Below are 25,758 nucleotides of genomic sequence, written 5' to 3'. Positions count from 1 at the left end.
CATGGCTTGAACACGATTTCATCTAGGTGGGAACGCCGGATACCGGTAAAATATCCGAATGACAAGCTTGCCATTCACCCGTCCCGCCATTGTGCTGGCCTGCGCCCTCGCCGCAGGCGGGCCGGCGGCCGCAGCCGATGGCGCGCCGCCGCAGTCCTATCCTCCCGACTATTTCAAGCAATTCCAGGCCACGACGGCAATGGACATGGCGACCCGCCTGCCCGGCTTCGTCTTCGACGGCGGCAATCCGTCGCGCGGCGTGGCGGGCAACGTTCTGATCAACGGCAAGCGCCCGGCGTCCAAGACCGAACCGCTGGGCGACGTGCTGGGCCGCATTCCGGCGGCGGCGGTCGAACGCATCGACGTGATCAATGACGGCGTGGGCGGCATCGACATGCAGGGCCATCCGACCGTCGCCAACCTGGTGATCAAGCAAATGGACCTGGTGTCGGCCAGCACCACCGCGTCGAGCTACCTGACCGAAGACGGCGACCTGACACCCTCGCTGGAAGGCAACTACAGCCTCAAACGCGGCGACAAGAGCATCAACTTCTCGCTGGGTTGGACGCGCTCGCCGGACACCTCGCAGGGCCAGGGGCGTAAGACTACGGTGTACGCCGGCCAGGTGCCGACCGCCGAGGTGACGATGGCCGGCGCCGGCATGTCCGGCAACAGGGTGGCGAAGTGGAACTACGGGCAGGACCTGCTCGACGGGCAACTGACCTGGAACGGCGCGGTCAATGCCTGGACCTACCAGTCGCAGGCCCGCTATGACACCGAGACGGGCGCCCTGAACAACAACGACAATGCCGGACGCAACATCGAGCAAGGCCTGGCCTACACGCGCGACCTGGCGCCCGGCACCAGCCTGGACCTCAAGGCGCTGTACCGCAGCTCCGCGGTGGACGCGGAGTCGACATTCTCCTCCAGCGGCCACACCTCTTACGCGGTCACGACCGCCAACGCCACCGAACAGATCCTCGCCGTACAAATGAGCTGGCAGGCGCTGAACGGCGTGGTGCTGCGCGGCGGCGTCGAACGGGCCGTCAACACCAACGACAGCGCCAACGCCTACCAGGCCAACGCCGGCGCGGCCGCCGTGCCGACCGGCAGCGCCTGGGTACAGGAAGAGCGCGTCGAGGGCCAATTGTCGTCCGTCTGGCAGCTCGACAATTCGCTCAGCGCCGAAGCCGGCCTGAAGGTCTCGCACGCCAGCCTGAGCGTGGGCGCCGACCAGCCCGAGGCCAAGGCCCATTTCTATCCCAAGCCGCGCCTGCGGCTGTCGATGTCGCCGACGCCGTCGCTGCAATTGCGCCTGCGCCTGGAACGCGAGGTCAGCCAGCTGAACTTCGGCGACGCGGCGGCCTATTTCGGCATCGCCGACGAGACGCTGCGCGCCGACTACCCCGAACTGGTGCCGGCCAAGACCTGGCTGTGCGAAGGCGCGCTGGAATACCGCTTCTGGGACCGGGGCGCCGCCGTGCTGAGCTACACGCAATCGCACATCAGCGACGTCATCGACCGCATGCCGATGCGCGCCGCCAACGCCACCTACGACGCCGCCGGCAATATCGGCGACGCCAGCGCCGACAGCGTCACGGGCATGCTGAACCTGCCGACCGACGACTGGGCACTGCCGCAGGGCCTGCTCAAACTGTCGACCACCTGGCGCTCGTCGTCGGTCACCGACCCGACCACGCAGGAGACGCGTCGCCTGTCCGGCGAGCAGCCGCTGGCGTGGCGCATCGAATTCTCGCAGGACTTGCCGCGCCAGCGCACCGCCTGGGGCTTCTCGGTCGACAACGGCTGGAGCAACGACAGCTGGCAGCTCGCCGACCGCGGCACCAGCAGCGGCAGCGGCTGGGCGCGCGCCTTCGTCAACTACCGGCCGGCATCGAACGTGATGGTGACGCTGGAATTGAACAACCTCACCAGCCGCACCATCAGCTACGACCGCACCCACTACACCGGCGACAGGCTGGCTGGCGGCGTCGATTTCGTCGAACACAACCTCACCCGCACCCAGCCATTCGCCATGCTTCGCGTGCGCCGCGACTGGTAGCCCCCACCGGGGTCAGGTCCGACATTCGGACACGGCCTCGACCGCAAAGCCAGCGGTACGTTTGAGTCCGTGTCCGAATGTCGGACCTGACCCTCGTCGGTTTAGGGGGATGGGGCGTGCAGCTGGAACGCGGGAGCTGCGTTGCGATCGACGTGGAGCTTGCCGTCCTTGTAGACCAGCTCGGCGACCTGGATGACGGTGCGCTGGCTCCAGCGCGGGTCGGTGGCCGCCTCGGCCTCGTTCTTCTGGTGGACGAAGTAATAGATAAACGCGCGCTCGCCATCGACGACCACGTCCGGGTGCTGCCCGATCGAACGGTCGGTCGCCGCGCGCCCAGGCTCGGCAAGGATGTAACCGGACTGCTCCGTCCATTTGAGCGCATCGTTGGAGCGCAACACCATCAAGCCCTTCCACACATCGGCGATCAGCCAGTAGTGTCCCTTGAACCGGAACACCTTCGGCCCCTCGCCCTTGGTCGGATTGACCGGCTCGTCGCTGACCTTCTTCCAGTCGCGCAGATCCTGGCTGTCGGCGGCCAGGATCCGGCTGCCCGCGCGCTCGTCCTTGTACCACATGCGGTAGCCCTGCCCCAGCTTCACCACGGTCGGATCGATCATGCGGCCGGTATCCAGCTTCACCGTGCCCGCGCACTCCCACTTGGCCAGGTCGGTGCTGGTCAAATGCTCGATGCGCCCTTCCGCGCCGGGCACGCCCCAGCGGTGGAAGACGCCCGGCACGATGGTGAGCCACATGTGGTAGGTGCCGTTTTTATACATCACGTCCGGCGCCCAGAGCGTCGCGTCCGTGCATTCCTGGGGGAACTGCGCCGTGCCCTGGTAGCGCCAGCGCACGCCGTCCGGCGAAGTGGCGATGCCGATGGCCGTGCCGTGCACCCAGGCGACGTCTTGCGGATCGGGCAGCTTCACGGTCGCCCTGCGATTGGTGTAGAACATCTTCCACAGCTTGGCGGCCCGGTCATACACGATGGAGACATCGGCGGCGCCATCGAACACGGGATCGCGGTACATCGGCTTGGACGCTGCCTCGTCGGCGTGCGCCGTGCTTGAAAAGGCGAGCGGCAGCGCAAGCGCGAGGGTGGCCAGTGAGGACTTCATTCACATCTCCATTCGATTTTTTTTAGAACTGCCAAGCTTGCATTGTTATCGATAACAACGCAAGCATTTTCGAATGGACGGAATTTTAATTGTTGCGTGAGCCGGCGCTGGTTTTTGCCTTGGCGGCCCGGACCGCCACGGGCTCCAGGACCACCACCGCGCCGCCGGCCGATGCCAGCTTCAAGGTGAGCACGTCGCTGGCGTGGACCTCGCGCTCCACCCGCGTGACGTCGTTCGGCGTGGCGCCGTCCTCCCAGATCGTGGCGCGGTACTTGCCCGCCCCCAGGAAGCGCAGCGGCACCCGCTGGACGCCGCCGCCGCCGTTGGCCTCGTCCGCCGTCATCGCGCCGAGGTACCAGCTGGCGCCCTGGCGCCGAGCCAGCACGATGTCGCGTCCCGGTTCGCCGGACAGGTAGCGCGTCTCGTCCCATGCCGTCGGCACGCGCTTGACGAAGTCGAATCCGGCGGCGTCGCGGTAGGCTTCCGGCGCGTCGGACACCATCTGCAGCGGACTCTCGTAGACCACGTACATGGCCAGCGCCTGGCCGCGCGTGGACTGCGTCATCGGCAGCACCTCGCGCACCTTGAAGGTCGCCGGCGAGCCGTTGCGGAAGCCGCCCGGCGTGTAGTCGATCGGCCCGGCCAGCATACGCGTGTATGGCAACATGAGGTTGTGCCGAGGCGTGACTTTATCGGTCATCTTGTCCCATTCGGCGCCCAATACGCCTTCCTGGGTGATGAAGTTCGGATAGGTGCGCTGCAATCCGGCCGGCACGTAGGCGCCGTGCATGTCGAGCAGCAGGTGGCGCTTGGCCGTGGCGGCCGCGACGCGCTGGTAGAAATCGACGACATCCTGGTCGTCGCGGTTCATGAAATCGATCTTCACGCCTTTGATGCCCCAGGCCGCATAGGTATCGAGCACCTCGTCGATGCGCGGCGAAACGTGGTCCCAGTGCGCCCACAGCATCAGGCCGACGCCCTTGTCGGCCGCGTAGCGCACCAGCGCCGGCATGTCGATGCCGTCGGCGGCGCGGGTGATGTCGGTCCCAGGCAGCGCGTCGCAACAGCCGCCCGGCCCCGAGGCCCAGCCGGCATCGATCAGGTAATAAGGCAAGCCGGCGTCGGCGGCGAAATCGATGAAACGCTTGTAGTTCTCCATGCTCGGCTTCATTCCCACAAGCGGGCCCGACCACCAGTCCCAGGCCGCCTTGCCCGGCTTGACCCAGCTAAAGTCGCCCTGCGGCGCCGGATTCAGGTTGCCGATCAGATGCGAGCCGATCAGGTCGCCGGCGCGGTCGCCCAGCATGACCACGCGCCAGGCCGTCGTCAGCCCCGCCGGGGATACTACAGCCGGCACCGGCCGTTTCGGCGGCGCCGACAGCTTCACCCTTAACCCGCCGCCCTCGCGCCACAGCGACGCCCCGGTGTAGCCGTTGAGATTGGCCTGGGTGATGGCGTACGTGGTGCGTCCGGACGGCGCCGCGCACACCATCGGCACGTCGTAGGCGACGCCGTCGCGCAACTGCGACACCTTCAGGCGGTCGAACGGCTCCTCGTGCGACCCTTGGGCGACCGTCACCAGGCATGCGGGGTCGCCGGCAGGCACGAACGCGGTGCGTTCGCCGCGCACGCGCACCTGCTCGTTGCCGTCGATGCGGTAACGGAAGGCGACACCGTCGTCGTAGGCGCGCACGTCGATGAACAGACGGCGGCCCTCCGGCGCGCGCTCCCGGAACACCAGAGTGGCGCCGCGATAGCGGTCGCGCGCTTTGGAGGCCTTGGTGGCGACCAGCGGGATGGTGCGGTCGATGCTGACGTTCTCCTGCTTTTCCAGCGCGAGGACGGCGAACTCCGGCGCGCCGTCGAGCTCCAGGCCCAGCGGCGAATGGGCGATGACAGTCTCACCCGCGCGCGAAATCGAGAAGCGGCTGCCGTCGCGTTCGATCTTGATGATCGAGGCGCCGTTGGGCGACGCGATCGCGACCGGCCCGGTCGATGCCGCCGAAGCGGACGACAGGCACAACAAGGGATACAGCACAGACGCGGCCGTGGCCGCCATCGTCAAGGAAAATCGTTTCATAACACTCCGTAATATAGACGTCGTAACGGTACGGAATATATAGAAAACATTCGGGCGAGGCAAACCTTTTTTAGGGGCCGACCCAAAAACAAGTGATATCAATTTTGCTATCGAAAACGTCAAATTTGGAATTGGCGTCGGTCGAAGTACTCTGCTAGTTTCAGCCCTATGCTGGCCAATTCACACGAGCCGGATCAATCATAAATGTGGAGACAAATGAACAAACATACAACGCTGCCGGCGATGACGCTGCTCGCCGTTCTCGCCGCAAGCGCCGGCGCCAGCGCCGCTGAAAAAGCGCCCGTCGGCCTCGACGCCAACGGCCACATGAGGCCGGTCGCGGCTTCGCCCTCCTCCGCTTTCTCGTATTCCCCGATCGAGCACGGCGTCCAGATCCGCGTGGGCGGCATGACCAAGAACGTGATCTTCTACGGTCCGGAGACAGTCCGCGTGAACACCACCTTGGCCGGGAATTTCTGGCGCCACCCGAGCATCGTCGTCACCGGCAAGCCGGCAGCCATCGCCTTTAAGACCCGCGACGGCGCCGACACGCTGACCCTGGAAAGCAAATTGCTGCACATCGTCATCGACAAGGCGAGCGGCGCCCTCACCTTCCAGGACGCCAAGGGCAAGGTCTATACAAGGGAACGCCAGGCCGGACCGCAGTCCCTGAAAAAGATCGAGATCTCCGGCGCGCCGACCTACGAGGCGGAAAACACCTTCACGCTCAAGCCCGATGAAGGCATCTACGGCCTGGGCTTCGTCGGCCAGGGCGAACTCAATCGCCGCAACAAGGATTTGCTGCTGGTGCAGACGAATGTGGGCATCGTCATCCCGGTCATGATGTCGTCGGAGCGCTACGGCATCCTGTGGGACACCTACTCGAAGATGCGCTTCAAGGACACGCCCGACGGCGCCACGCTATGGGCGGAAAGCGCGCCGGGCGGCGTCGACTACTACTTCATGGGCGGCAACACGTTGGACAAGGTGGTGGCCGGCTACCGCGACCTTACCGGCGCGGCGCCGATGTACGCCAAGCAGGCCTTCGGCCTGTTCATGAGCAAGGAGCGCTACCAGACGCAGGACCGCCTGCTGGAGGTGGCGCGAACCTTCCGCAAGGAGCAGTTTCCGCTCGACTACATCGTGCAGGACTGGCAGTACTGGGGCAGCGACAAGGACGGCACCTGGAGCGGCATGATCTGGAATCCCGAGCGCTTCCCCGATCCGAAGGGCATGACCAAGGCCCTCCACGACCTCAACCTCAAGCTGATGGTGTCGATCTGGCCGTCGATCGGCAACGACACGGCGCTGGCCAAGGAGCTCGACCAGAAAGGCCTGCGCTTCGAACCGCTGCACTGGATTTCCAAGAAGGCGCGCATCTACGACGCCTTCAGCCCGGCGGGACGCCAGATCTACTTCAAGCACGTCAAGCAGGGCTTGCTCGACGTCGGCGTCGACGCGCTGTGGATGGACGGCACCGAGGTGGAAGTCGGCACGGCCGTCCACGACGCCGGGGAAACCGAACGCGATATCAAGGGGCTGGGCGACAACGCCATGGGCGACTTCACCCGCTACCTCAATCCCTACTCCCTGATGACCACGCTTGGCACGTACGAAGGTCAGCGGGCCACCAGCAACAAGCGCGCCATGACCTTGACCCGCTCGGCCTGGGCCGGCGCGCAAAGGACGGCGGCCACGTCCTGGTCCGGCGACACCCGGGCCAGCTGGAAAACCTTGCAGGAACAGATCAACGGCGGCGTCAACGTCACCATCACCGGCAACCCGTACTGGACCCAGGATACCGGCGGATTCTTCGTCAGCGGATTCCCGGGCGGCGAAAAGAACGCCTCGTACCGCGAGCTGTACGCGCGCTGGCTGCAATACGCCGCCTTCAATCCGCTCATGCGCATCCACGGCACCGACGTCGAGCGCGAGCCCTATCTGTTCAAGCAATCCGATCCGGAGATGTACAAGTCGCTGCGCGACGCCGTCCACCTGCGCTACCGGCTGCTGCCGTATATCTACAGCCTGAGCTGGAAGGTCACCCACGAGGGCTACACGATGATGCGCGCGCTGCCGATGGACTTCCCGGATGACAAGGGCGTGCGCGACATCAACGACGCCTTCCAGTTCGGGCCGTCGTTCCTGGTCCATCCGGTCACACGCCAGATGTACCGTTTCCAGCCACCTCCGCCGGCCACCATTCCGGCCAGCGCGCTGCGCACGGCCGACGGCAAGCCGGGACTGTCCGGCCAGTACTTCGAGGGCACCGGTTTCGACACGCCGAAGGGCAAGACCGTCGACGCCACCATCGACTTCCAATGGCCCGGGCCACCGCTGGCGGACATTCCGGCCGGGCTCACCAGCCTGGACAACTTCTCGGCCCGCTGGAACGGGTCCATCGTGGCGCCGGAGGATGGCGAGTACGAGTTGGGACTGGAAGGCGACGATGGCTTCCGCCTGCTCATCGACGGCAAGGTCGCCGCCGAGGACTGGAAAAATGGCGGCAAGCGCTACGCCGGCACCAAAGTCACGCTGAAGCGGGGGCAAAGCTTGCCGGTCAAGCTGGAATACTTCCAGGGCACCAACGAGCGCAACCTGCGGCTGGTGTGGCGCACGCCGTCGCAACAGGCCAGCGCGGCCAAGGATACCGGCAAGCCGGACACCACAATGCAAACCTACCTGCCGGCCGGCGCCGACTGGTACGACTTCTGGACGCACGAGCGCTTTGCCGGCGGCAAGACGGTGGCCAAGGACGTGCCGCTCGACGTGTTCCCGCTGTACGTGCGCGCCGGCGCCATCGTGCCGATGGGGCCGGTGGTGCAATACGCGACCGAGCGGCCCGACGCGCCGTACGAAATCCGCGTCTATCCGGGCGCCGACGGCAAGTTCACCGTCTACGAGGACGACAACGAAACCTACGATTACGAAAAGGGGCGTTACGCGACCTATGACTTGAGCTGGAACGACGCCGCCAAATCGCTCACGGTCGGCGCCCGCAAAGGCGCCTACCCGGGCCAGGTCAGGACGCGCAAGCTCAATATCGTGTTGGTGAGCCCGAAGAACGCCACCGCGATCGAGCCGGCCGACGCGACCAAATCGATCACCTATACCGGCAAGCCGGTATCGGTGAAGTTCTGATCGCGGTCCGGCCGCACTGGTTCACTACGGCCTGGAAACGAGCAGGCCCAATTCGCCGAGCGCCAGGAAGGTGGTGTCGCCGTTGTTGGCCGTGATGTTGAGCCGGTAGTAGCGATAAGCACCTGGACTTGCCACCGTGTAGCTTTGCAGCTTGAGGCGGGTGGCGAACGCCTGGTTGGTTTGGGTGTCGAGCGTGGTCCAGGCGAGGCCGTCGTTGGAGCCCTGGAACTGCCAGTCTTTCGGATCGCGCGGGGCCAGGTCGCCGGAGCTGATGAGCGTATAGCGCCGGACGGTCTCGGCGTGCCCGATATCGTACCGGATCCAGCCCGTCGTGCCGGTGTGGAACCATGACGTCCCGGAATTGCGGTCGAAGGCACGGGAAGAGTTGGACGGGTTGTTCGAGTTGTCGCTGACGGTGCCGCCGGTGGCCACGTTCACCATCGGGCGCACCGGCGTGGCGCTGTCCTCCGGGGAAGGAGCGCTGCTGCCGGCGGCGTTGTCGGCCACCACGGTGTAGTAGTAGGTCGTGCCATTGGCGACCGACTTGTCGACATAGCTGCCGTCGGTCACGTCCATCGCAATGGTCGAGTAGGGACCGCCGCTGGAGGTGGCGCGCATGACGGTGTAGCTGGTGGCGCCGAAGGAGCGTTGCCAACGCAACGGCACGGCGCCATCACCGGACGAGGCCAACAGCGCGACCGGGGCGGCGGGAATGACGACCGGCGCGGCGCCGTCGCCGCCGGTGATCTGGACATTGCTGAACACGGAGGTGTTGAGCGTGCCATTCGAGAGCGAGGACACCACCAGCCCGGCGTAGATCGTATCGGGAAGCGGACCCTGGATGCGGCCGACGTCGGTGGCTGCCCAGTTGCTGCCATCAGGCGAAATGTAGCCGGTGATAACGTTGCCGATGCGCTCGAGCTTGACCCAATACGAGGCCGTGGAGCTGGCGATGGCGAGCGCCTTGTTGCCGTAGTTGGTGCCGCCGTACACCGCCAGGTTCGGCATATTCTGTTCCGCCTGGATTCGGTTGGTGACGGCCATCCAGGCACGCGGGGCGCCTTGATCAAGGCTGGTGCGTATCATCACACCCGCTTTGGCGGACGGGTGCGTGTTCTGCACCGATTCGACTTTGGCGATGATGGCGCCGTCGCCGGTGAGGGCCTTGTAGGCGAAGTGGTTACCGTCCCTCGAGCCCCAGATATCGTTGCCCGCCCCCTTCACTGTCCATTTGCCGTCGGCGTAAGTGGACGATCCGGCCGGGCTGGCGCCGCCGATATCGATATTGCTCCATCCCGAGGTGACCGAGGCGGTCGCGGGAATCGACAACGGTGGAGCCGGCGTCGCCGTCGACGCGTCGGCGTCCTTCAGGAACATGAAACTGCTGCCGCTGACCGGCATCCACTGGCGTCGTTGAGTGATGAAGGGGGCTTGCATGCCCTTGCGGACGACGTAGGCGCCGTAAATCTGATTGAGCGCGATGTTGCCGCCGCCCCAGCCGCGATTGGTGTTGTCGGCGGTGTAGTAGGCGTCCGTGGTGCCGAAAGGCAGCGCCGGGGTGGGCGCGAGCTCGTTCACCCGGGCGAAATATTCACCCGCCGCCAGCAGGCGGTCGTCGAAATCGGAATAAATATCGATGCCCTGCTTCCACAACGCCTCGGCCAGCATCGCCAGCGACAGTAGCTGCCCGTGCGCGTGCCCCTGGTCGCGCAGCGAGTCGCCCAGCATGCCGATATCGTTGGAATTGCGCAGTCCGATGTGGGCGAGCGTACGGACTTGGGAGACCACCTTGTCGAGCGTCTCGGCGTCGTCGTTGAAGATGGCCAGCAAGCCGAGGGACACCAGGGCCAGCCCACCCTTGTTGGCGGCGCCGAACATATGTTCGCCGTAGGGGTTCGATGCTGGCATCAGGACGTCTTTGAAGTATTTCTTAACCACGGTCGTGTCGTCCTCGGTCCAACCCGGCCAAGTGCCGCGCAGGATATCGGCGCCGCCGACGAACATGAAGGCGAAGTCGCCCAAGTCGAGCATCGACTCGCGGCCGGAGAACTCGGTATGGGTGGTCGCCCACGCCAGCAAGATCGAACGCGCCTTCTTCGCATACTCTTCGTTCCCGGTGAAATACCACATCCGCGAGAGGTTACCGATCGCGGTCATGTCGCTGCGCCATGCGTTGAGATTGACGTGGGGCGCGCGGCTCACCGTCGCGAAGGGGCCGGCCATGCCGTAGGTGAGGCGCGACCTGCCATCGCCGGCCAGTTGCAGATAGCCCGACTTCCATGGTTCCTTGCCTTGATCGACTTTCGCCTTGATCGCGGCAAGGTCCGACAGCGTGAGCGGCGTGCCCGGATGGGCGAACACGCGGGTCTCGGCCGCGCCGGCGTAACCCGGGAGTACCGTTGAGTTCAATACGACCAGCGCGGCGACGCCGACGCATTTGCGTAGCGTCGAGACGCGCGACGCAGTGTATGTATCAGCCGGCGCTCGTCGGATTTTCATAGGCCATGCTCTTGAATCGTTTGTCATCGGTACCCCTCATAAGTAAACATCGCTAGTCAGCGCGTGATTGTTGGCGCTTTGGCCACACCTCGCACATTCAATTGTTAAATTATGGCAGCAACGTTTCTACAGAGCAATGTATTTCATATATAGTGTGCAGAATAGCCCACAGTGGGTCGCGCACAGCTGAATGATGAGGGCGGAGCCGTTCTATCGATCTCGGATCAACGGCCAGCGACGCGCAGTGTGGACCAGGGCCAACACCCACACGGTTTCACCATTGATTTCATAGACGAGGCAGTAGCTTTCGTGGGGCAAAGCTCGCGGGTTCCTTGAATCTTTCCCGGCCTGCCCAACTTTGGATGGTCGGCCAGCCTGTCGGCAGCGGAACTGAAAAGTTCATCCATATGGATGGCGCCGCGCAGATTGTCGGCCGCAATGTAATCCCAAATATCAGCGCGATCCTGCAGCGCGTCAGGCGTCCATATGACTTTCACACCGCGCTCTTACCACGTGCACGCCGAGCGGCGAACATGGCTTCAACCTCGTCATTGGAATGTCCTACACCGGCGCGCATCGCTTCACGCCCCGCATCAACCTTGCGCTGCAAGAACTCGTCATATTCCCTCGCCTCCCGCTGACGTTGAACAAACTCACGCATCAGCTCGCGCAAGATTTGCGAAGCAGGCCGGTGGGCGGCCTCCGCCTCGGCCATGAAGTCGGCGCGCAGTTCCGGCTCAAGCTTCATCGTAAAGACAGCTTCCTTTGCCATAGATCGACTCCTCACTGAATGTATGAACTAAGTATATACGTTTTCATTACATTGCAAGGTATTCAGGCGCGGCGGGCGCCAAGCCAATCACGACAAAAGACCGTATGACAGAGGGCTGGTAAACGTCGGCCACAGCCGGCTGTGGCATTGCGATTACTCTGAAATTCTAATCCAGCGGGAGCCTTGCCGACTGCTTTCCATGGCCGCGTCCATGAACTTCAGGCCGGCAACGCCATCGCCTACATCCGGCATGCCTTGGGTCAGCTCGGGCATGGGCTGTCCGGCTTCGATGGCATGGATCTGCGCGGCGGCATCGCGGTACAGCTGGGCGAACGCTTCCAGATACCCCTCCGGATGGCCGGACGGCACGCGGGTGGCCGCATCGGCCGCCGCGCTGCGTACCCGGCCGCGCGTCAGGCGCTGGGCGCAGCCGCCCTGCGGCGTGAGCCACAGCTCGTTCGGGTTCTCCTGCTCGAAGCTGAGGCTGGCCTTGGTGCCGAAGACGCGTAGGCGCAGGCCGTTTTCACAGCCGGTCGCCATCTGACTGCTCCACAGCATGCCGCGCGCACCATTGGCATAGCGCAGCATCACGTGCACATGGTCGTCCAGCTTGCGGCCGGGCGTGAACGCGTGCAGCTCGGCCAGGATCTCATTCGGCAGCATGCCGCTGACATAACCCGCCAGATGATAGGCATGGCTGCCGATATCGCCCAGGCAGCCGTTCGGGCCGGCACGCAGCGGATCGTTGTGCCAGTTGTTGCGCTGGTAGTCCTCGCTCTGGTTGGCCGCCTCGGCCAGCCAGTCCTGCGGGTATTCCACGTGCACCAACCGGATCTCGCCGATCTCGCCGGCCGCGACCATCGCGCGGGCGTGCCGCACCATCGGATAGCCGGCGTAGACGTGGGTCAGCGCAAATATCTTGTTGCGTTCGCGCGCCAGCGCCGCCAGCGCCTCCCCCTCGGCCAGCGAGATCGCCAGCGGCTTGTCGCAGATGACGTGGATGCCCGCTTCCAGGAAGGCCGTCGCCATCGGCGCATGCAGATAGTTCGGCGTGACGATGGCGACCGCGTCGATGCCGTCCGGCCGTGCCGCTTCCGCGCGCGCCATCTCGTTGTAGTCCGCGTAGCTGCGGCCCGAGCCGAGCCGCAGGCCGGCGGCGCTGGCCGCCGCCTTTTCCGGATTGCTGGACAGATTGGCCGCCACCAGTTCATAACAGTCGTCCAGGCGTCCGGCGATGCGGTGCACCGCGCCGATAAAGGCGCCGTCGCCGCCGCCCACCATGCCCAGCCGAAGTCGTCGTTGCACACTCATGTCAGTTCTCCAGTCCCATCAACGCGCGCACCTGTTGCAGGTCCGCGCCGCTGCCGGCGAAATCGTCAAACGCCCGGCTAGCCACGCGGATGATGTGGCTGCGGATGAAGTCCGCGCCTTCGCGCGCGCCGTCCTCGGGATGCTTGAGCGCGCATTCCCATTCCAGCACCGCCCAGCCCGGATAGTCGTATTGCGCCATCTTCGAGAAGATCGCCTTGAAGTCGATCTGGCCGTCGCCCAGCGAGCGGAAGCGCCCTGCCCGCTCCTGCCAGCCCAGGTAGCCGCCGTACACGCCTTGCCGTCCGTTGGGACGGAACTCGGCGTCCTTGACGTGGAAGGCCTTGATGCGATCGTGGTAGATGTCGATGAAGGCCAGGTAGTCCAGCTGTTGCAGCACGAAGTGGCTCGGGTCGTACAGGATGTTGGCGCGCTTGTGGCCGCCCACCGCGTCGAGGAAGCGCTCGAAGGTGACGCCGTCGTGCAGGTCCTCCCCGGGATGCAGTTCGTAGCAAACGTCGACGCCGGCATCCTCGAAGGCGTTGAGGATCGGCAGCCAGCGGCGGCCCAGTTCGGCGAAGGCTTCCTCGACCAGTCCGGCCGGGCGCTGCGGCCACGGATACAAGTACGGCCAGGCCAGCGCGCCGGAGAAGCTCACGTGGGCCGCCAGGCCCAGGCGCTTGGAGGCGCGCGCGGCGCGCAGCAACTGATCGACCGCCCAGGCCTGGCGCGCGACAGGATCGCCCCGGACATGCGCCGGCGCGAAGCCGTCGAACAGCGCGTCGTAGGCCGGATGCACGGCGACAAGTTGGCCCTGCAAATGGGTCGACAGTTCCGAAATCTGCAAGCCATGCGAGGCCAGCAAAGCGACGATGTCGTCGCAATAGGCTTGGCTGTCGGCGGCCTGCTCCAGATCGAACAGGCGCGGATCGCACGGCAGCTGGATGGCTTTATAGCCGAGGCCCGAGGCCCAGCCGGCCAAATTCTCGAGGCTGTCGAACGGGACGTCATCGCCCATGAACTGCGCCAGGAAGATGGCTGGTCCCTTGATGGTTTTCATACTGAACTCCTGCGTAAGGTGATAACGCCGCTCCCGTAGGGCGGATTAGCGCAGCGTAATCGGCCATGGTTGCGCCGTCGAGGGCGCATGGATGGCCGATTACGGCGTTCCGCCTAATCCGCCCTACGTGGCGCCGTTGGTCGTTTAATTTCGCGGTCTTGGATTAATACGGCGAATCGGCGAAATAGAACTGCTTGGCGTTCTCACGCGTGATCAGTACCGATGGAATGACGGTCTTGGCCGGCAGTGCTTCGCCCTTGAGGCGGGCGTTGGCGGTCATCTTGATGGCGTCGTAGATGAACTTCGGCGAATACGAAACGTTGGCCTGGATCAGCTTGTCGCCGTCCATGATTTTCTTCACGGCGGTCTTGGCGCCGGCGCCGCCGAATACCTCCTTGATGTCGGTGCGCTTGGCTTGCTCGATGGCCTTGACCACGCCGATGGCCATATCATCATCGGCCGCCCAGACCGCGTCGATCTGCTTGAAGCGGGTCAGGTAATCCTGCATGACCTTGAAGGCGTCGTCGCGGTTCCAGTTGCCGTACTTGGTGTCGAGCACCTTGATGCCCGGATTGGCCTTCATCACTGCGCTGAACGCGTCCACCCGCTCGTTGTCCAGGGTGCTGGGCATGCCGCGCAGTACGACGATATTGCCCTTGCCGCCCAGCTTCTTGACCAGGTATTCGGCCGGCAGCTTGCCGAAGGCGGTGTTATCGCCCGCCACATAGGCGTTTTGCGCCGCCGGATTGGTCAGTCCGCGATCGACCACGGTGACGTAGACGCCCTTGTTTTTCAGCTGCGTCACCGGCTGCGTCAGCGAGGCCGACTCCAGCGGGAAGATCACCAGCGCATTAATCTTGTTCACCACCAGCATGTCCTGCAGCTGGTTGGCCTGGTCCGGCGTGCTGGCGGCCGTCTTGATGATGATCTTCAGCGTCGGGTTCGCCGCCTCCAGCTCCTTCTTGGCCTGGTTGGCCCACCAGACGATGCCGCCGGTGAAGCCGTGGGTGGCGGTCGGGATCGCCACGCCGAGGGTGACTTTTTCAGCGGAGATGGCCGATCCTGCTGCCACTGCCAGCAGGCAGGCGCCAACGATGCGTTTCATTGTGATCATTGTGTTCCCTATCTAAAAATAAACGGCGAATTAACGGCGGCCGCGCTGCATGTAGGCGACGGTGATGATGACCACGCCCTGTACCGCGGCGTTCAGGTGGACGCTGATGATGCTGGTCAGGTTGACGATATTGCCGATGACCGACAGCAGGATGGCGCCGATGACGGTGCCCATGATGCGTCCCGATCCGCCCTTGAGCGAGGTGCCGCCGACGACGACGGCGGCGATCGCCTCCAGCTCCCACAGGATGCCGGTGGTGGGCGTTGCCGAGCCCAGGCGCGGCACGTAAAGAATCGTTGCGATCGCCACGCACACGCCCAGCAACAGATACGTCAGCACCTTGATCTTGTCGACGCGGATCGCAGCGTAGCTGGCGACCTGCTCATTGGAGCCGATGGCCTGCACGTGCTGGCCAAACGCGGTGCGGTTCAAGATCACCGCGCCGCCGACGGCGACCAGCAGGAACACCAGCACCGGAATCGGCACGCCCAGCACGCTCTGGTAGTAGACCGGGCTGTAGACGTCGGAGACGGTGCTGTCGAGGGTCAGCGCGCCGCCGTCGGACAGGTAAGTCAAGGTGGCGCGGAAGATGCCCAGCGTGCCCAAGGTGGCGATGAAGGGCTCTATGCGTCCGCGCGTGACCAGCAGGCCATGGGCGCCGCCCAGTACGCCGCCCATCAGCAGCGCGAGCGCGCAGCCCAGCAGCACCGTGGTGACCGGGTCGAGCGGTTGCACCGAACCGGCGGCGGCGTTCATCACCATGATCATGGCGCCGGCGATCAGCGCCGCCATCGAACCTACCGACAGGTCGATGCCGCCGGAGACGATAACGAAAGTCATACCGACCGCGATGATGCCGATGAAGGCGGTGCGTGTCAGCACGTTCATCATGTTCTCGACGGTGGCGAAGTCGGGATTCAACAGGCCGCCCGCGATGCACAGCAGGATCAGCGCCACAACGGGGCCGTAGCCCCGGAAGCGCGACAGTCCTGGCAGCGCGAAGGGAACTTTAGTGGTGGGTGTCGGTTGCATGGGAGATCAATTCTTCTTCGGTGAGATGGTCGTGGTCCAGCATCGCTTGCAGCTTGCCGCCGTGCAGGATGGCCACACGGTGGCACAGGCCGATCAATTCGATCAGCTCGGACGAGATGACGATGACGGCCCTGCCCTCGGCCGCCAGGCGGTGGATCAGTTGGTAAATATCGCGCTTGGCGCCGACGTCGACGCCACGGGTCGGCTCGTCGAGCACCACCACGCGCGGATCGCTGTGCAGGTATTTCGCCAGCGCCAGTTTTTGCTGGTTGCCGCCGGACAGCGAGCCGGCCTTGCAGTCGATGTCGCGCAGGCGGATGCCGAAATCGGTGATCGCCTTGTCCAGCGCGGCGCGGCCGCCCTTCAGGTCCAGCCATGGCTTGGAGTCGCGCTCCAGCGTCATCATCGTCAGGTTCTCGCGCAGGCCCAGGTCGACGTGCAGGCCCTTGCCCTTGCGGTCTTCGCTGAGGTAGGTCAGGCCGTGCAGCATGGCCTGGCGCGGATTGCGGATGTCCACGGGCTTACCGTCGATCTCGATCCGCGCCGACGAACGCGGACGCAGACCAAGCAAGGCTTCGAAAGCCTCGGTGCGGCCGGCGCCGACCAGGCCGCCGAAGCCGAGGATTTCCCCGGCGCGCACCTCGAAGCTCAGGTCGCGCACCCAGCCCGGCACGCTCAGGCCCTCGACCTTGAGCAGCGCCTTCGCGTCCGCTGCCGGCAATTGCTTGGCAACGAACATGTCCGACACGTCGCGCCCCACCATCAGGTTGGCCATCTGGTGGCGGTCGATGTCGGCCGTCACCGCGCGGGTGACAAAGCGGCCATCGCGCATCACGACCACCTCATCGGTGTTGGCCTCCATCTCGTCGAGCTTGTGCGAGATGTAGACGATGGTGACGCCCTCGGACTTGAGCCGCGCCATCAACTCGAACAGCTTGCGCGTTTCGCCCGACGACAGGCTGGCGGTCGGCTCGTCCATGATCAGCAGGCGCGCCTTGCGGCTGAGCGCCTTGGCGATTTCCACCAGTTGCTTCTCTGCGACGATCAGGTCGGCCACCTTGGTGTCCGGACTGACGTTGAGCCCAACCTGCTCCAGGCAGGCGGCGGCGCCCGCGCGCATGGCCTTGGTGTCCAGCAGCCAGCCGGTGGTTTTTTCGTGACCGAGGAAAATATTTTGCGTGATCGTCAAATGCTCGGCCAGGTTGAATTCCTGGTGGATCAGCGCGATGCCCAGCGCCTCCGCCTGGCGCGCGTCGGCGAAGTCGCGCGCCAAGCCGTCGATCAGCAACTGGCCGCCGGTGGGCCGTTCGTAGCCGGCCAGGATCTTCATCAAGGTCGACTTGCCGGCGCCGTTCTCGCCCAGCAGGCCGTAGACGCGGCCGGGCTCGAGCGCGAAGTCGACCCCGTGCAGCACGCGCACGGGGCCGAACTCCTTGACGATGTGTTGAAAATGTACTGACAAGCTCATGGAGTTCCCTGGTTACCGCGCCGGCAGCTTGGCCAACACCGCTTGCAGGCCGCGCATCGAGGCCGCCACCGATTCCAGCTGGCCCATGCCGTTCGGATACTCCTCCTGCTCGACGATGATCCACTTGGTGCCGCCGACGCTGCGCACCGCCTTGGTCAGGCCGGCCCAGTCGGTCTTGTCCTGGCCGATGATGCTGACGCCCTCGGTGCCCTTGACGAACTTGGCCTTGTAGTGGGTGGTCACGGTGCGGCCCGGATACTCTTTCACGAAGTCGATCGGGTCCTTGCCGGCATAGGTGGTCCAGCCCACGTCCTGCTGCAGGATGAAATTCTTGGGCGTGTTCTTGGCCAGCAGATCCCAATTGGTCTGGCCCTTGTCGCCCAACATCTCCGCTTCATGGTTGTGATAGCCCAGCTTGAAGCCCTGCGCGTCCAGCTTGACCGACAAGGCGCTCAGTTCCCTCGCCAGTTCGGTCGAGCCCTCCTTGCTGGCGGCCCGGTCGTCCATCGAAATGATCAGATGGTCGCAACCGAGCTGCTTGTAGAAGTCGGTGGTGGCCTTGAAGTTGGCCGCGTTGAGCTGGTCGACGCGCATGTGGGCGCCGGCGCATTGCAGGCCCTTCTTCCTCAGAAAGCCCTTCAAGCCAGCCGGATCAGCCTTGTACTTCCCGAACTCGCCGGCAAACTCGACGCCTTGGAAGCCCAGTTTGGCCAGCTTGTCCAGGGTGCCCTCGAAGTCCTGCTTGACCTCGTCCTTGACCGACCACAATTGCACGCCCAGCAGCGGGCTGGTGGCCGCCTGCGCGGTTGCGGCGCCCAGGGTGAAGCACAGCGTCAGGGATAATGCCAAGGCCTTGCGTTGGTATGTTTTCATTGTTATTCCTTAGAGTTTGCCAAGTTTGAGTTGTTCATCCGCGTAGGCGCAGGCGCGCACGGTGAGCGCCATGAAGGTCAGCGACGGGTTTTGCCAGGCGCTGGAGCTCATGCTGGCGCCGTCGGTCACAAACAGATTCGGTACATCGTGCGCCTGGTTGTAACCGTTGAGCATCGAGGTCTTCGGATCGCGCCCCATGCGTGCCGTGCCCATTTCATGGATCGACAAGCCCGGCGCCCATTGCTCGGTCGTCTTGATCGATTTCCGGACGTCCTTGACGCCCAGCGATTCGAGGATGTTGGCGGCGGTGTCGGCCATGTCTTCGCGCATCTTGTCGTCGTTGGGCGAATAGGTGCAGTCGATGTGCAGCTGCGGCATGCCCCATTTGTCCTTTTTGGTCGGATGCAGGCTGACCATGTTTTCATAGCGCGGCAGCATCTCGCCCTGGCCGTACAGGCCAAAATGCCATGGGCCGGGCTTGCGTATCATGGCCTTGTAGTCCTTGCCGAAGCCCGGCTTGCGGCCCTGGTCCGCCCAGCCTTCGCGCGCGGCGCCGCCCGCCAGCGCATAGCCGCGCAGGAAGCCGGGATGCTGCTCGCGCACGTTGCGGAAGCGCGGAATGTAAGGCGCGGTCGGACGGCGGCCGGAGTAATAATCGTTCTCGTAGCCCTCGACGCGGCCCGAGGCGCCGGCGCCGAACAGATGGTCCATCAGGTAGTGGCCCAGCACGCCGGACGAGTTGCCCAAACCGGTCGGGAACGCCTCCGAGGTCGAGTTCAGCAAGACCTGCGTGCTGCCCAGGGTCGAGGCGCACAGGAACACCACCTTGGCGTAGAACTCGCGCGTTTCCATGGTCTCGGCGTCGATCACCCGCACCCCGGTGGCGCGGTTCGTCTTGGCGTCGTAGAGCACGCTGTGGACGATGGCGTTGGTGGCGATGCTCAGGCGCCCGGTGGCTGCGGCGGCCGGCAAGGTCGAGCTTTGCGTCGAGAAATACGCGCCGAAGGAACAGCCGCGATTGCACATGCTGCGCGCCATGCAGCTGCCGCGCCCCATTTCCAGATGCTTCTCGTTGGGTTGGGTGAGGTGGGCGCAGCGGCCCATGATCATGCGGGCCGGGGCGAAGCTGGCGTCGAACTTCTTCTTCAGCGCCGCCTCGACCGTGTTGAATTCGAACGCCGGCAGGAACTCGCTGTCCGGCAAAACATCCAGGTTTTCCTTTGCGCCGCTGATCCCAACGTGGCGCTCGACATGGGTGTACCAGGATTCCAGGTCGGCATAGCGGATCGGCCAGTCGACGCCGTGGCCGTCCTTGGCGTTGGCCTCGAAGTCGAGGTCGCTCCAGCGGTAGGACTGGCGCGCCCACAGCAACGATTTGCCGCCCAGCTGGTTGCCCCGTATCCAGCTGAAGGGCTTGCCTTCCGGCGTGCTGTAAGGCATGTCGCGGTCGTTGTTGAAGAAGTGCTTGGTGTGGTCGTCGAAAGCGTAGCATTTGCGCTGCTCGGCGAACTGGTCCGCCGCCAGCTTTTCCTCGACCAGGCCGCGGTTGGGGAGCTTCCACTCGTCGACGCCTTCGCCGATGTAGTCGCTGCGGTGCTCGACCGGACGGCCGCGTTCGACCATGAGCGTGCGCAGGCCGCGCTCGCACATTTCCTTGGCGGCCCAGCCGCCGGTGATGCCGGAGCCGACCACGATGACGTCGAACTGTTCGGCGCTTTGCTTGATATAGAACGTTGAAGTTTGGCTCATGTCAGATCGCCCAGGTCCTGGTGTTTTTACGAAGGGGGAAGTTGCCTTTGAAGCCTCCGGGCACCGGCAGATACGCCAGTTCGAGCGTCGAACCGGCCTCCGAGGTGTAGTAGGCGAACAGCGTGTAGGACTTCAACGTTCGGAAAAACCGCTGGTCTTCGCCGGTGAACGGCGCCGCGCCGCCATCGATGGCCTGCAGCAGCGCGACGCGGCGCTTGGCCGGCAAAACGCGGAAGCGTTTGCCGTCGGTCGCCAGCGCGATGGCGTCCACGCGCTCCAGGCCGGCGATAAAGCTCTGCTGCTCGGACGCGGTGGCGCACACCATCAACATATGGTCGATGGTGCGGTGCGCGCCGACGGCCAGCGCGCCGGGCGTGTCGGTCGCCGGGATGATGTGCTCGGCCAGCACGGCCGTCAGCGCCAGCGCCTCGGCCGACAACAACTCAGGCGCGGCGGGCGCCTTGGCGGAAGCGGCCAGCGCCGCCAGGGCGTCGCCGGACAATGCCAGGCCACACAGGCCGGCTAATTTGATGAGAGCGGATCTGCGTCCGTCGATCTCTCGTTGTGCTTGCAACATGTCTCCTCCAATGCCTCTTAGGTTCAACTACTCCTTCGGACCGTTCCCGCCCGCCCTGAGGCCAGCAAGGACAGCTGATACTGTTTAGGCGTGATGCCGACCACGCTACGGAAAATCTTGGTGAAATAACTCTGTCCGCCAAAGCCCGTCTCCACCGCCACGCGCGCGATGCTGTGCGCGCCCGGCAACAGGCGGCAGGCCTCGTGGATTTTCATGCGCAGGATGTACTGTTTGGGCGTCAGCGAAAAATGCTGCTTGAACTTGCGCTCGAAGGTGGACAGCGACATGCACGACAGGCTGGCCAGGTGTTCGATGCCGATATCCTCGGTCAGGTGCGCTTGCAGGTATTCGATGCAGCTTTTGAACACGTGGAACGGGGCGATGGCTTCCTGCGAGCGCTGGGCGTCGCGGCTGAAGCCCTCGACGCCGACGATCTCGCCGTGGCGGTCGCGCACCGGCGCCTTGGTGGTGAACAGCCAGGTCAGCGCGCCGTTGTTGCCATCGATGACTTCCAGCTTGTTTTTGACGGCGGCGCCGCTTTCCATCACCTGCAAATCGTCGGCGCGGATGCGGTCGGCGATGTCGCGGCGGAAGAAGTCATGGTCGGACTTGCCGATGATGTCCTTTACGCTGGAAAGGGAATGCTGTTCCTGCAACAATCGGTTGCCCCAGACGAACTGGCCGGCGCGATTCTTGGCGAAATAATAAGTATCCTGCAAATCGTCGAACAGGACGCTGGGGGTGGAGATGCCGTGGCGGTAAAAAAAGTCGGTGCAATCGGACGTCGGCGCGGCGCCGTCACCGGCCAGGAAAATTTGGTGCTTTTCCTTTTCGGTATCGCTGGTGGCCACCACCATGCCCATCCTGATCATCCTCGTGCTCATCGCCGTTCGCCATTCGCTAGTCTGGCGAGAATGGTAGCATCGACAATGCCGGGAAAGTAATAAAAAATCGGAAAAATTTATAACGAAATCGGCAAGTCAAAAATTCTCGAAGCGCCAACCGCACCCTGTCGGCGTTGTTGGAATTTGTCACAACAGCGGCCTTCCCCACGTCATTAATAGGGTCTTAAGGTTCCAACGCCACAATCGGACGGAGTTCACTCTACCTTTCCCTTGAACAATGAAGTCCAACATATGAGTTGCGCAGGCGACGGCCCCGCACTTTCCCAACTATTGCGCCTGTTGGCCGACGATACGTCGCGGGACAGGATCGCCGTAGGCGACCTGTTGAACGCCTTGGGCGACCGCGCCACCGGCGCGCTGTTGTTCATTTTCGCTTTTCCCAATATCTTGCCGGTGCCGCCCGGCACGTCGGCCATATTGGGCGCTCCCCTGGTGTTCCTCGCCGCGCAGCTGACCTTCGGCATGCGGCCGTGGCTGCCGGGAATCATCAGCCGGCGCTCCATGGCGCGCGCCGACTTCCACGGCATGATGCGGCGCGTTATTCCTTGGCTGGAACGGGCGGAGAAGCTGCTGCGTCCACGCATCAGCGTTCTGGCGCTGCCGCCATGCGAGTACGTGATCGGCCTGGTGTGCCTGCTGCTGGCGCTGGTCCTGGTGCTACCCATCCCGCTGGGGAACATGTTGCCCGCCCTGTCCATCAGCCTGCTCGCACTGGGGTTGCTCGAGCGCGACGGCTTTGCGATCGCAACCGGGGTGGTGGCCGCCGCCGCTGCCGCCGTGGTCGTTTCCGGCGTCATCTGGGGTATCGTCAAAGCGACTGTTTTCATGATCGCGCAAGTGCTCGTCTAGCCCCTGCTTCGTCCATGGCGGCTCCCGCATCCATCCCTTTTTGGTATGCTCGATTCGGGGGAAGCCATGGAAATCCTGATACTGATCGGCCTCAGCGTGCTCAACGGCGTGTTCGCGATGTCCGAGATCGCCCTGGTCACAGCCCGCAAAGCCCGCTTGAAAAGGCTGGCGTCCGAAGGCGATAACGCCGCCACGACCGCCCTCGAACTCGGCGGCGATCCCACCGATCTCATGTCCACCGTTCAGATCGGCATCACGTCCATCGGCCTGCTCAACGGCATTGTCGGCGAGGCGGTGCTGGCCGCCCCGCTGGCGCTGTGGCTGCGCTCACTGGGCGTCGCGGCGGCCAGCGCCGGCATCGGCGCCACCGCCGTGGTGGTACTGGTGGTGACCTATATCTCCATTGTCATCGGCGAGCTGGTGCCCAAGCGCCTGGGGCAAATCGCGCCCGAGCCGATCGCGCGGCTGGTCGCACGGCCGATGCGGGTCCTGGCGGTGGCGACGCGCCCGTTTGTCGCCCTGCTTTCGCTGTCGACCCGCCTCGTGCTGCGGGTGATGGGCGTGAATCAAAACGCCGGGCACGGCGTGACCCAGGAGGAAATCCACGACATGCTGGAGGAAGGCTCGGAGACCGGCGTTATCGAGCAACACGAACATGAGATGCTGCGCAATGTCTTCCGGCTCGACGCCCGCCAGCTCGGTTCGCTGATGGTGCCGCGCGCCGACGTCGTGTTCATCGACGTCAATTTGCCGTCGGAGGAGAACCTGCGCCGCCTGATCGAATCGGAGCACACGCGCTTCCCCGTCTGCGATGGCGGCCTGGACAAGATATTGGGCGTGATCCACGCCAAGCAGGCGCTCGCCGCCGTCGCACAAGGGAGGGCGCCGGATTACGCCGCCAGCGCGCATCCCGCCATCCATGTGCCGGAAACGTTGACCGGCATGGAGCTGATCGACCGGTTCCGTGGCAACCAGGCGCAGATGGTCTTCGTTGTCAATGAATATGGCGAGATCCAGGGCATCGTGACATTGCACGACCTGCTCGAAGCGGTCACCGGCGAATTCGCGCCGCGCGACGCCGAAGCCGCGTGGGCGGTGCGGCGCGAGGACGGCTCGTGGCTGCTGGACGGCGCGATTCCGATCCCGGAGATGAAGGACCGCCTCGCGCTGAAGGCGGTGCCGGAAGAGGACAAGGCGCGCTACCACACGCTCGGCGGCATGATGATGCTACTGCTGGGGAAAGTCCCGATGCCCGGCGACCATGCGGACTGGGAAGGCTGGCGGCTGGAGGTGGTCGACATGGACGACAAGCGCATCGACAAGGTGATGGCCTTCCCGCCGCCCTCACCCGCTTGAGCGCTTGTTACATCACCGATTTGGCGAAGCTGTTACGCGCGGCGGTCACCCCTATCCCGACCGGCGTGGGCATTTCCGTCGCCGCCGCGCGCTGCGGCGCGTAGAAAACGGTCTGGGCCGGGAACGCCAGGCCGATGCCGGCCGCTTCCAGCCGTTCGTAGATCGTCAGCAACAGCTCTTCGCGGATGACCACCTGGGTGTCGAAGTCCGGGACGTCGATATACGAGAACACCTCGATATTGAAGGCGCGGTCGGTGATGTTGCCCAGCCGGGCGCGAGCGCCCTCCGCCATCTTGTCATGCGTGGCCAGCACCTGCTGGACGATGGTGATGGCCTCGCGCAGCTTGGCCGACGTGGTGCCGTAGGAAATGGCGATCACCGGATTGAACAGGAAGCGGTCGCGCTCGGCGTAGTTCTCGATCTGGCGCGCGGACAGGTCGCCGTTGGGAACGGTCACCACGGTGCGCTCGCCGGTGCGGATGCGCGACGAGCGGATGCCGACGTCCTCCACCGTCCCGACCACGTCGCCGACCTTGACGAAGTCGCCCACCTGTAGCGGGCGGTCGGCGATGATGGTGACGCTGCCGACCAGATTCTCCACGGTCTTCTGGGCGCCCAGCGCCAGCGCGATACCGCCGATACCCAGCGCCGCGATCCCTGTGGTGACATCGATGCCGAAGGTGCCGAGTATGCCGATGCCGGCGAACGCGAGCAGCAGGAACTTGACCGTGCGCCGCGCCAGGATGATGACGGAGACGATCTGGCGGCGCTGGTGGCGCTGCATGCGCGCGACGGCGAGGTCGGCGATGCCGTCGACCAGCCGCAGGCCGAACCACACCACCGCGATGGCGGTGATGACACCGGTGTAGCGCAGCAGATTCTGGCGCGCGACGATGGACACGGGCAGCGCGTCGGCCCAGTTGTAGAAGACGCCGACGGCGATCAGCAGGCTCAGTGGCGGCAGCGCCGCCTCGGCGAAGCGGTAGCCGCTGCTGGCGGCCGGATCGGCGACCAGCCGGCGGATGACGGTCACGCAAATGACGGAAACGAGCCACAAGCCGCCGAACACCACCACGCCCAGCCCGAGCAGCACGCCCCAGTCCTTGAGGGGCGCGCCGGCGACAAACCATTCGTTCTTCGGCGGCGCCTGCACCACCGGCGCCAGCTTGATCGCCGCCGACGTCAGCGCCAGCGTCTCTTTCGAGATGCGCCACACCTGCCTGTCGCCGTCCTGGCCGCGCGTGAGCAGAATCGGCACTTCCTTGCCCTGCAACGTGATTTCACCGATATTTTCCTCGTCGGCCGGCAGATCGTCGTCCAGCCTGCCCGTGTCGACGTTCGACAAGGCGGCGAACGGCTTGAGCGAGCCGTTATCGTCGAGCAGCGCATGGAATGCGCGCGCCTGGCTGGCGGCGGTGCGCTGTTGCCGGTTGCTGGTCGGCGCGGGCAGATCGAAGAACTGGGCGGCGCGGTCGTAATCGAGTTCGGCCAAGGCGCCGATCAGCCCGGCGACCATCGAGCGCGGGGTCTCGCGGCCGAGCGTGTCGGCGGGAACGGCCGGCGCCTCGGCGGCGGGCTTGGCGGGCGATGCCGCGACGGCCAGCGGCGCGGACAGCGCGAGCACAAGCCAAATCAGGAAAGTGGGAATAAAACGCATCTAAGAACGACTCCTATGCCTGTTGCATGTAGTTTCCGCGCGTAAAGCGCGGAACTCGACATGTCGGCCGTCAATGATAAAAGTCTCTCGGCCAGCCCGCTGTACGTTACCGCACAAAGAGCACCGGTCCTGCGGGTGGAC

The 25,758-nt window shown here is 64.6% G+C and carries 18 protein-coding genes and 1 pseudogene; 4 read left to right on the top strand and 15 right to left on the bottom strand.

Features of this window, described 5'->3' with window-relative positions:
- Positions 1-58: 58 nt before the first annotated feature.
- Entirely contained in the window at positions 59-2,062 is a 2,004-nt protein-coding gene (locus NHH88_16055; protein ID USX17221.1) for a hypothetical protein, read from the top strand.
- Between the two features lie 101 nt (positions 2,063-2,163).
- On the opposite strand, the gene NHH88_16050 is transcribed toward NHH88_16055, so the two are convergent.
- Both NHH88_16050 and NHH88_16045 read right to left on the bottom strand, forming a co-directional pair.
- Positions 2,164-3,177: a family 43 glycosylhydrolase gene (locus NHH88_16050; GenBank protein USX17220.1), complete on the bottom strand. Its 1,014-nt coding sequence runs from the start codon at positions 3,175-3,177 to the stop codon at positions 2,164-2,166.
- Between the two features lie 85 nt (positions 3,178-3,262).
- Entirely contained in the window at positions 3,263-5,257 is a 1,995-nt protein-coding gene (locus NHH88_16045; GenBank protein USX17219.1) for a glycoside hydrolase family 97 protein, read from the bottom strand.
- A 216-nt stretch (positions 5,258-5,473) separates the two neighbouring features.
- Here NHH88_16045 and NHH88_16040 point away from each other — a divergent pair, with 216 nt between their 5' ends.
- Positions 5,474-8,398 (top strand): PA14 domain-containing protein, encoded by a 2,925-nt coding sequence (locus tag NHH88_16040; GenBank protein ID USX17218.1) that lies wholly within the window; start codon positions 5,474-5,476, stop codon positions 8,396-8,398.
- Positions 8,399-8,422: 24 nt separating this feature from the next.
- Here NHH88_16040 and NHH88_16035 read toward each other — a convergent pair whose 3' ends face one another.
- From NHH88_16035 to NHH88_15980, 12 genes and pseudogenes are all read right to left on the bottom strand, one after another.
- Positions 8,423-10,897: an alginate lyase family protein gene (locus tag NHH88_16035; protein ID USX17217.1), complete on the bottom strand. Its 2,475-nt coding sequence runs from the start codon at positions 10,895-10,897 to the stop codon at positions 8,423-8,425.
- 210 nt (positions 10,898-11,107) lie between these two features.
- Positions 11,108-11,394, bottom strand: a pseudogene (locus tag NHH88_16030) (type II toxin-antitoxin system RelE/ParE family toxin).
- Positions 11,391-11,669 carry an antitoxin of toxin-antitoxin stability system gene (locus tag NHH88_16025; protein ID USX17216.1) on the bottom strand — a complete coding sequence of 93 codons (279 nt, stop codon included), beginning with the start codon at positions 11,667-11,669 and terminating at the stop codon, positions 11,391-11,393. Before NHH88_16025 ends, NHH88_16030 begins: the two are co-directional and overlap by 4 nt.
- Before the next feature lie 153 nt (positions 11,670-11,822).
- Positions 11,823-12,980 carry a Gfo/Idh/MocA family oxidoreductase gene (locus NHH88_16020; GenBank protein USX17215.1) on the bottom strand — a complete coding sequence of 386 codons (1,158 nt, stop codon included), beginning with the start codon at positions 12,978-12,980 and terminating at the stop codon, positions 11,823-11,825.
- Between the two features lies 1 nt (position 12,981).
- Positions 12,982-14,037 (bottom strand): sugar phosphate isomerase/epimerase, encoded by a 1,056-nt coding sequence (locus tag NHH88_16015; protein USX17214.1) that lies wholly within the window; start codon positions 14,035-14,037, stop codon positions 12,982-12,984.
- A gap of 163 nt (positions 14,038-14,200) precedes the next feature.
- On the bottom strand, positions 14,201-15,151 hold the full coding sequence (locus tag NHH88_16010) for a substrate-binding domain-containing protein (GenBank protein ID USX17213.1): 951 nt from the start codon (positions 15,149-15,151) through the stop codon (positions 14,201-14,203).
- 30 nt (positions 15,152-15,181) lie between these two features.
- Positions 15,182-16,183 (bottom strand): ABC transporter permease, encoded by a 1,002-nt coding sequence (locus NHH88_16005; GenBank protein USX17212.1) that lies wholly within the window; start codon positions 16,181-16,183, stop codon positions 15,182-15,184.
- The gene (locus NHH88_16000; GenBank protein ID USX17211.1) at positions 16,161-17,651 is read right to left on the bottom strand and encodes a sugar ABC transporter ATP-binding protein; all 1,491 of its coding nucleotides are present in this window, start codon (positions 17,649-17,651) and stop codon (positions 16,161-16,163) included. The genes NHH88_16005 and NHH88_16000 overlap by 23 nt, the downstream gene beginning before the upstream one ends.
- Before the next feature lie 12 nt (positions 17,652-17,663).
- The gene (locus NHH88_15995; protein USX17210.1) at positions 17,664-18,524 is read right to left on the bottom strand and encodes a sugar phosphate isomerase/epimerase; all 861 of its coding nucleotides are present in this window, start codon (positions 18,522-18,524) and stop codon (positions 17,664-17,666) included.
- 9 nt (positions 18,525-18,533) lie between these two features.
- Positions 18,534-20,273 (bottom strand): GMC family oxidoreductase, encoded by a 1,740-nt coding sequence (locus NHH88_15990; protein USX17209.1) that lies wholly within the window; start codon positions 20,271-20,273, stop codon positions 18,534-18,536.
- Between the two features lies 1 nt (position 20,274).
- Positions 20,275-20,850, bottom strand: a complete 576-nt coding sequence (locus tag NHH88_15985; protein USX17208.1) for a gluconate 2-dehydrogenase subunit 3 family protein — start codon at positions 20,848-20,850, stop codon at positions 20,275-20,277.
- 23 nt (positions 20,851-20,873) lie between these two features.
- Positions 20,874-21,734: an AraC family transcriptional regulator gene (locus NHH88_15980; GenBank protein USX17207.1), complete on the bottom strand. Its 861-nt coding sequence runs from the start codon at positions 21,732-21,734 to the stop codon at positions 20,874-20,876.
- 252 nt (positions 21,735-21,986) lie between these two features.
- Between NHH88_15980 and NHH88_15975 the strand changes: the two genes are divergently transcribed.
- Together NHH88_15975 and NHH88_15970 are read left to right on the top strand one after the other, a co-directional pair.
- A complete protein-coding gene (locus NHH88_15975) occupies positions 21,987-22,604 on the top strand; it encodes an exopolysaccharide biosynthesis protein (protein USX17206.1) in 618 nt (205 codons plus the stop codon).
- Positions 22,605-22,670: 66 nt separating this feature from the next.
- Positions 22,671-23,960: a hemolysin family protein gene (locus NHH88_15970; GenBank protein USX17205.1), complete on the top strand. Its 1,290-nt coding sequence runs from the start codon at positions 22,671-22,673 to the stop codon at positions 23,958-23,960.
- Positions 23,961-23,967: 7 nt separating this feature from the next.
- Here NHH88_15970 and NHH88_15965 read toward each other — a convergent pair whose 3' ends face one another.
- Positions 23,968-25,617: a mechanosensitive ion channel family protein gene (locus NHH88_15965; GenBank protein USX17204.1), complete on the bottom strand. Its 1,650-nt coding sequence runs from the start codon at positions 25,615-25,617 to the stop codon at positions 23,968-23,970.
- Positions 25,618-25,758 lie beyond the last annotated feature (141 nt).

The sequence above is a fragment of the Oxalobacteraceae bacterium OTU3CAMAD1 genome (assembly GCA_024123915.1).
Classification (GTDB): Bacteria; Pseudomonadota; Gammaproteobacteria; order Burkholderiales; family Burkholderiaceae_D; genus Rugamonas.
Note: the sequence above shows the minus strand (reverse complement) of the source record. Positions and strands in the feature narration are given on the sequence as shown.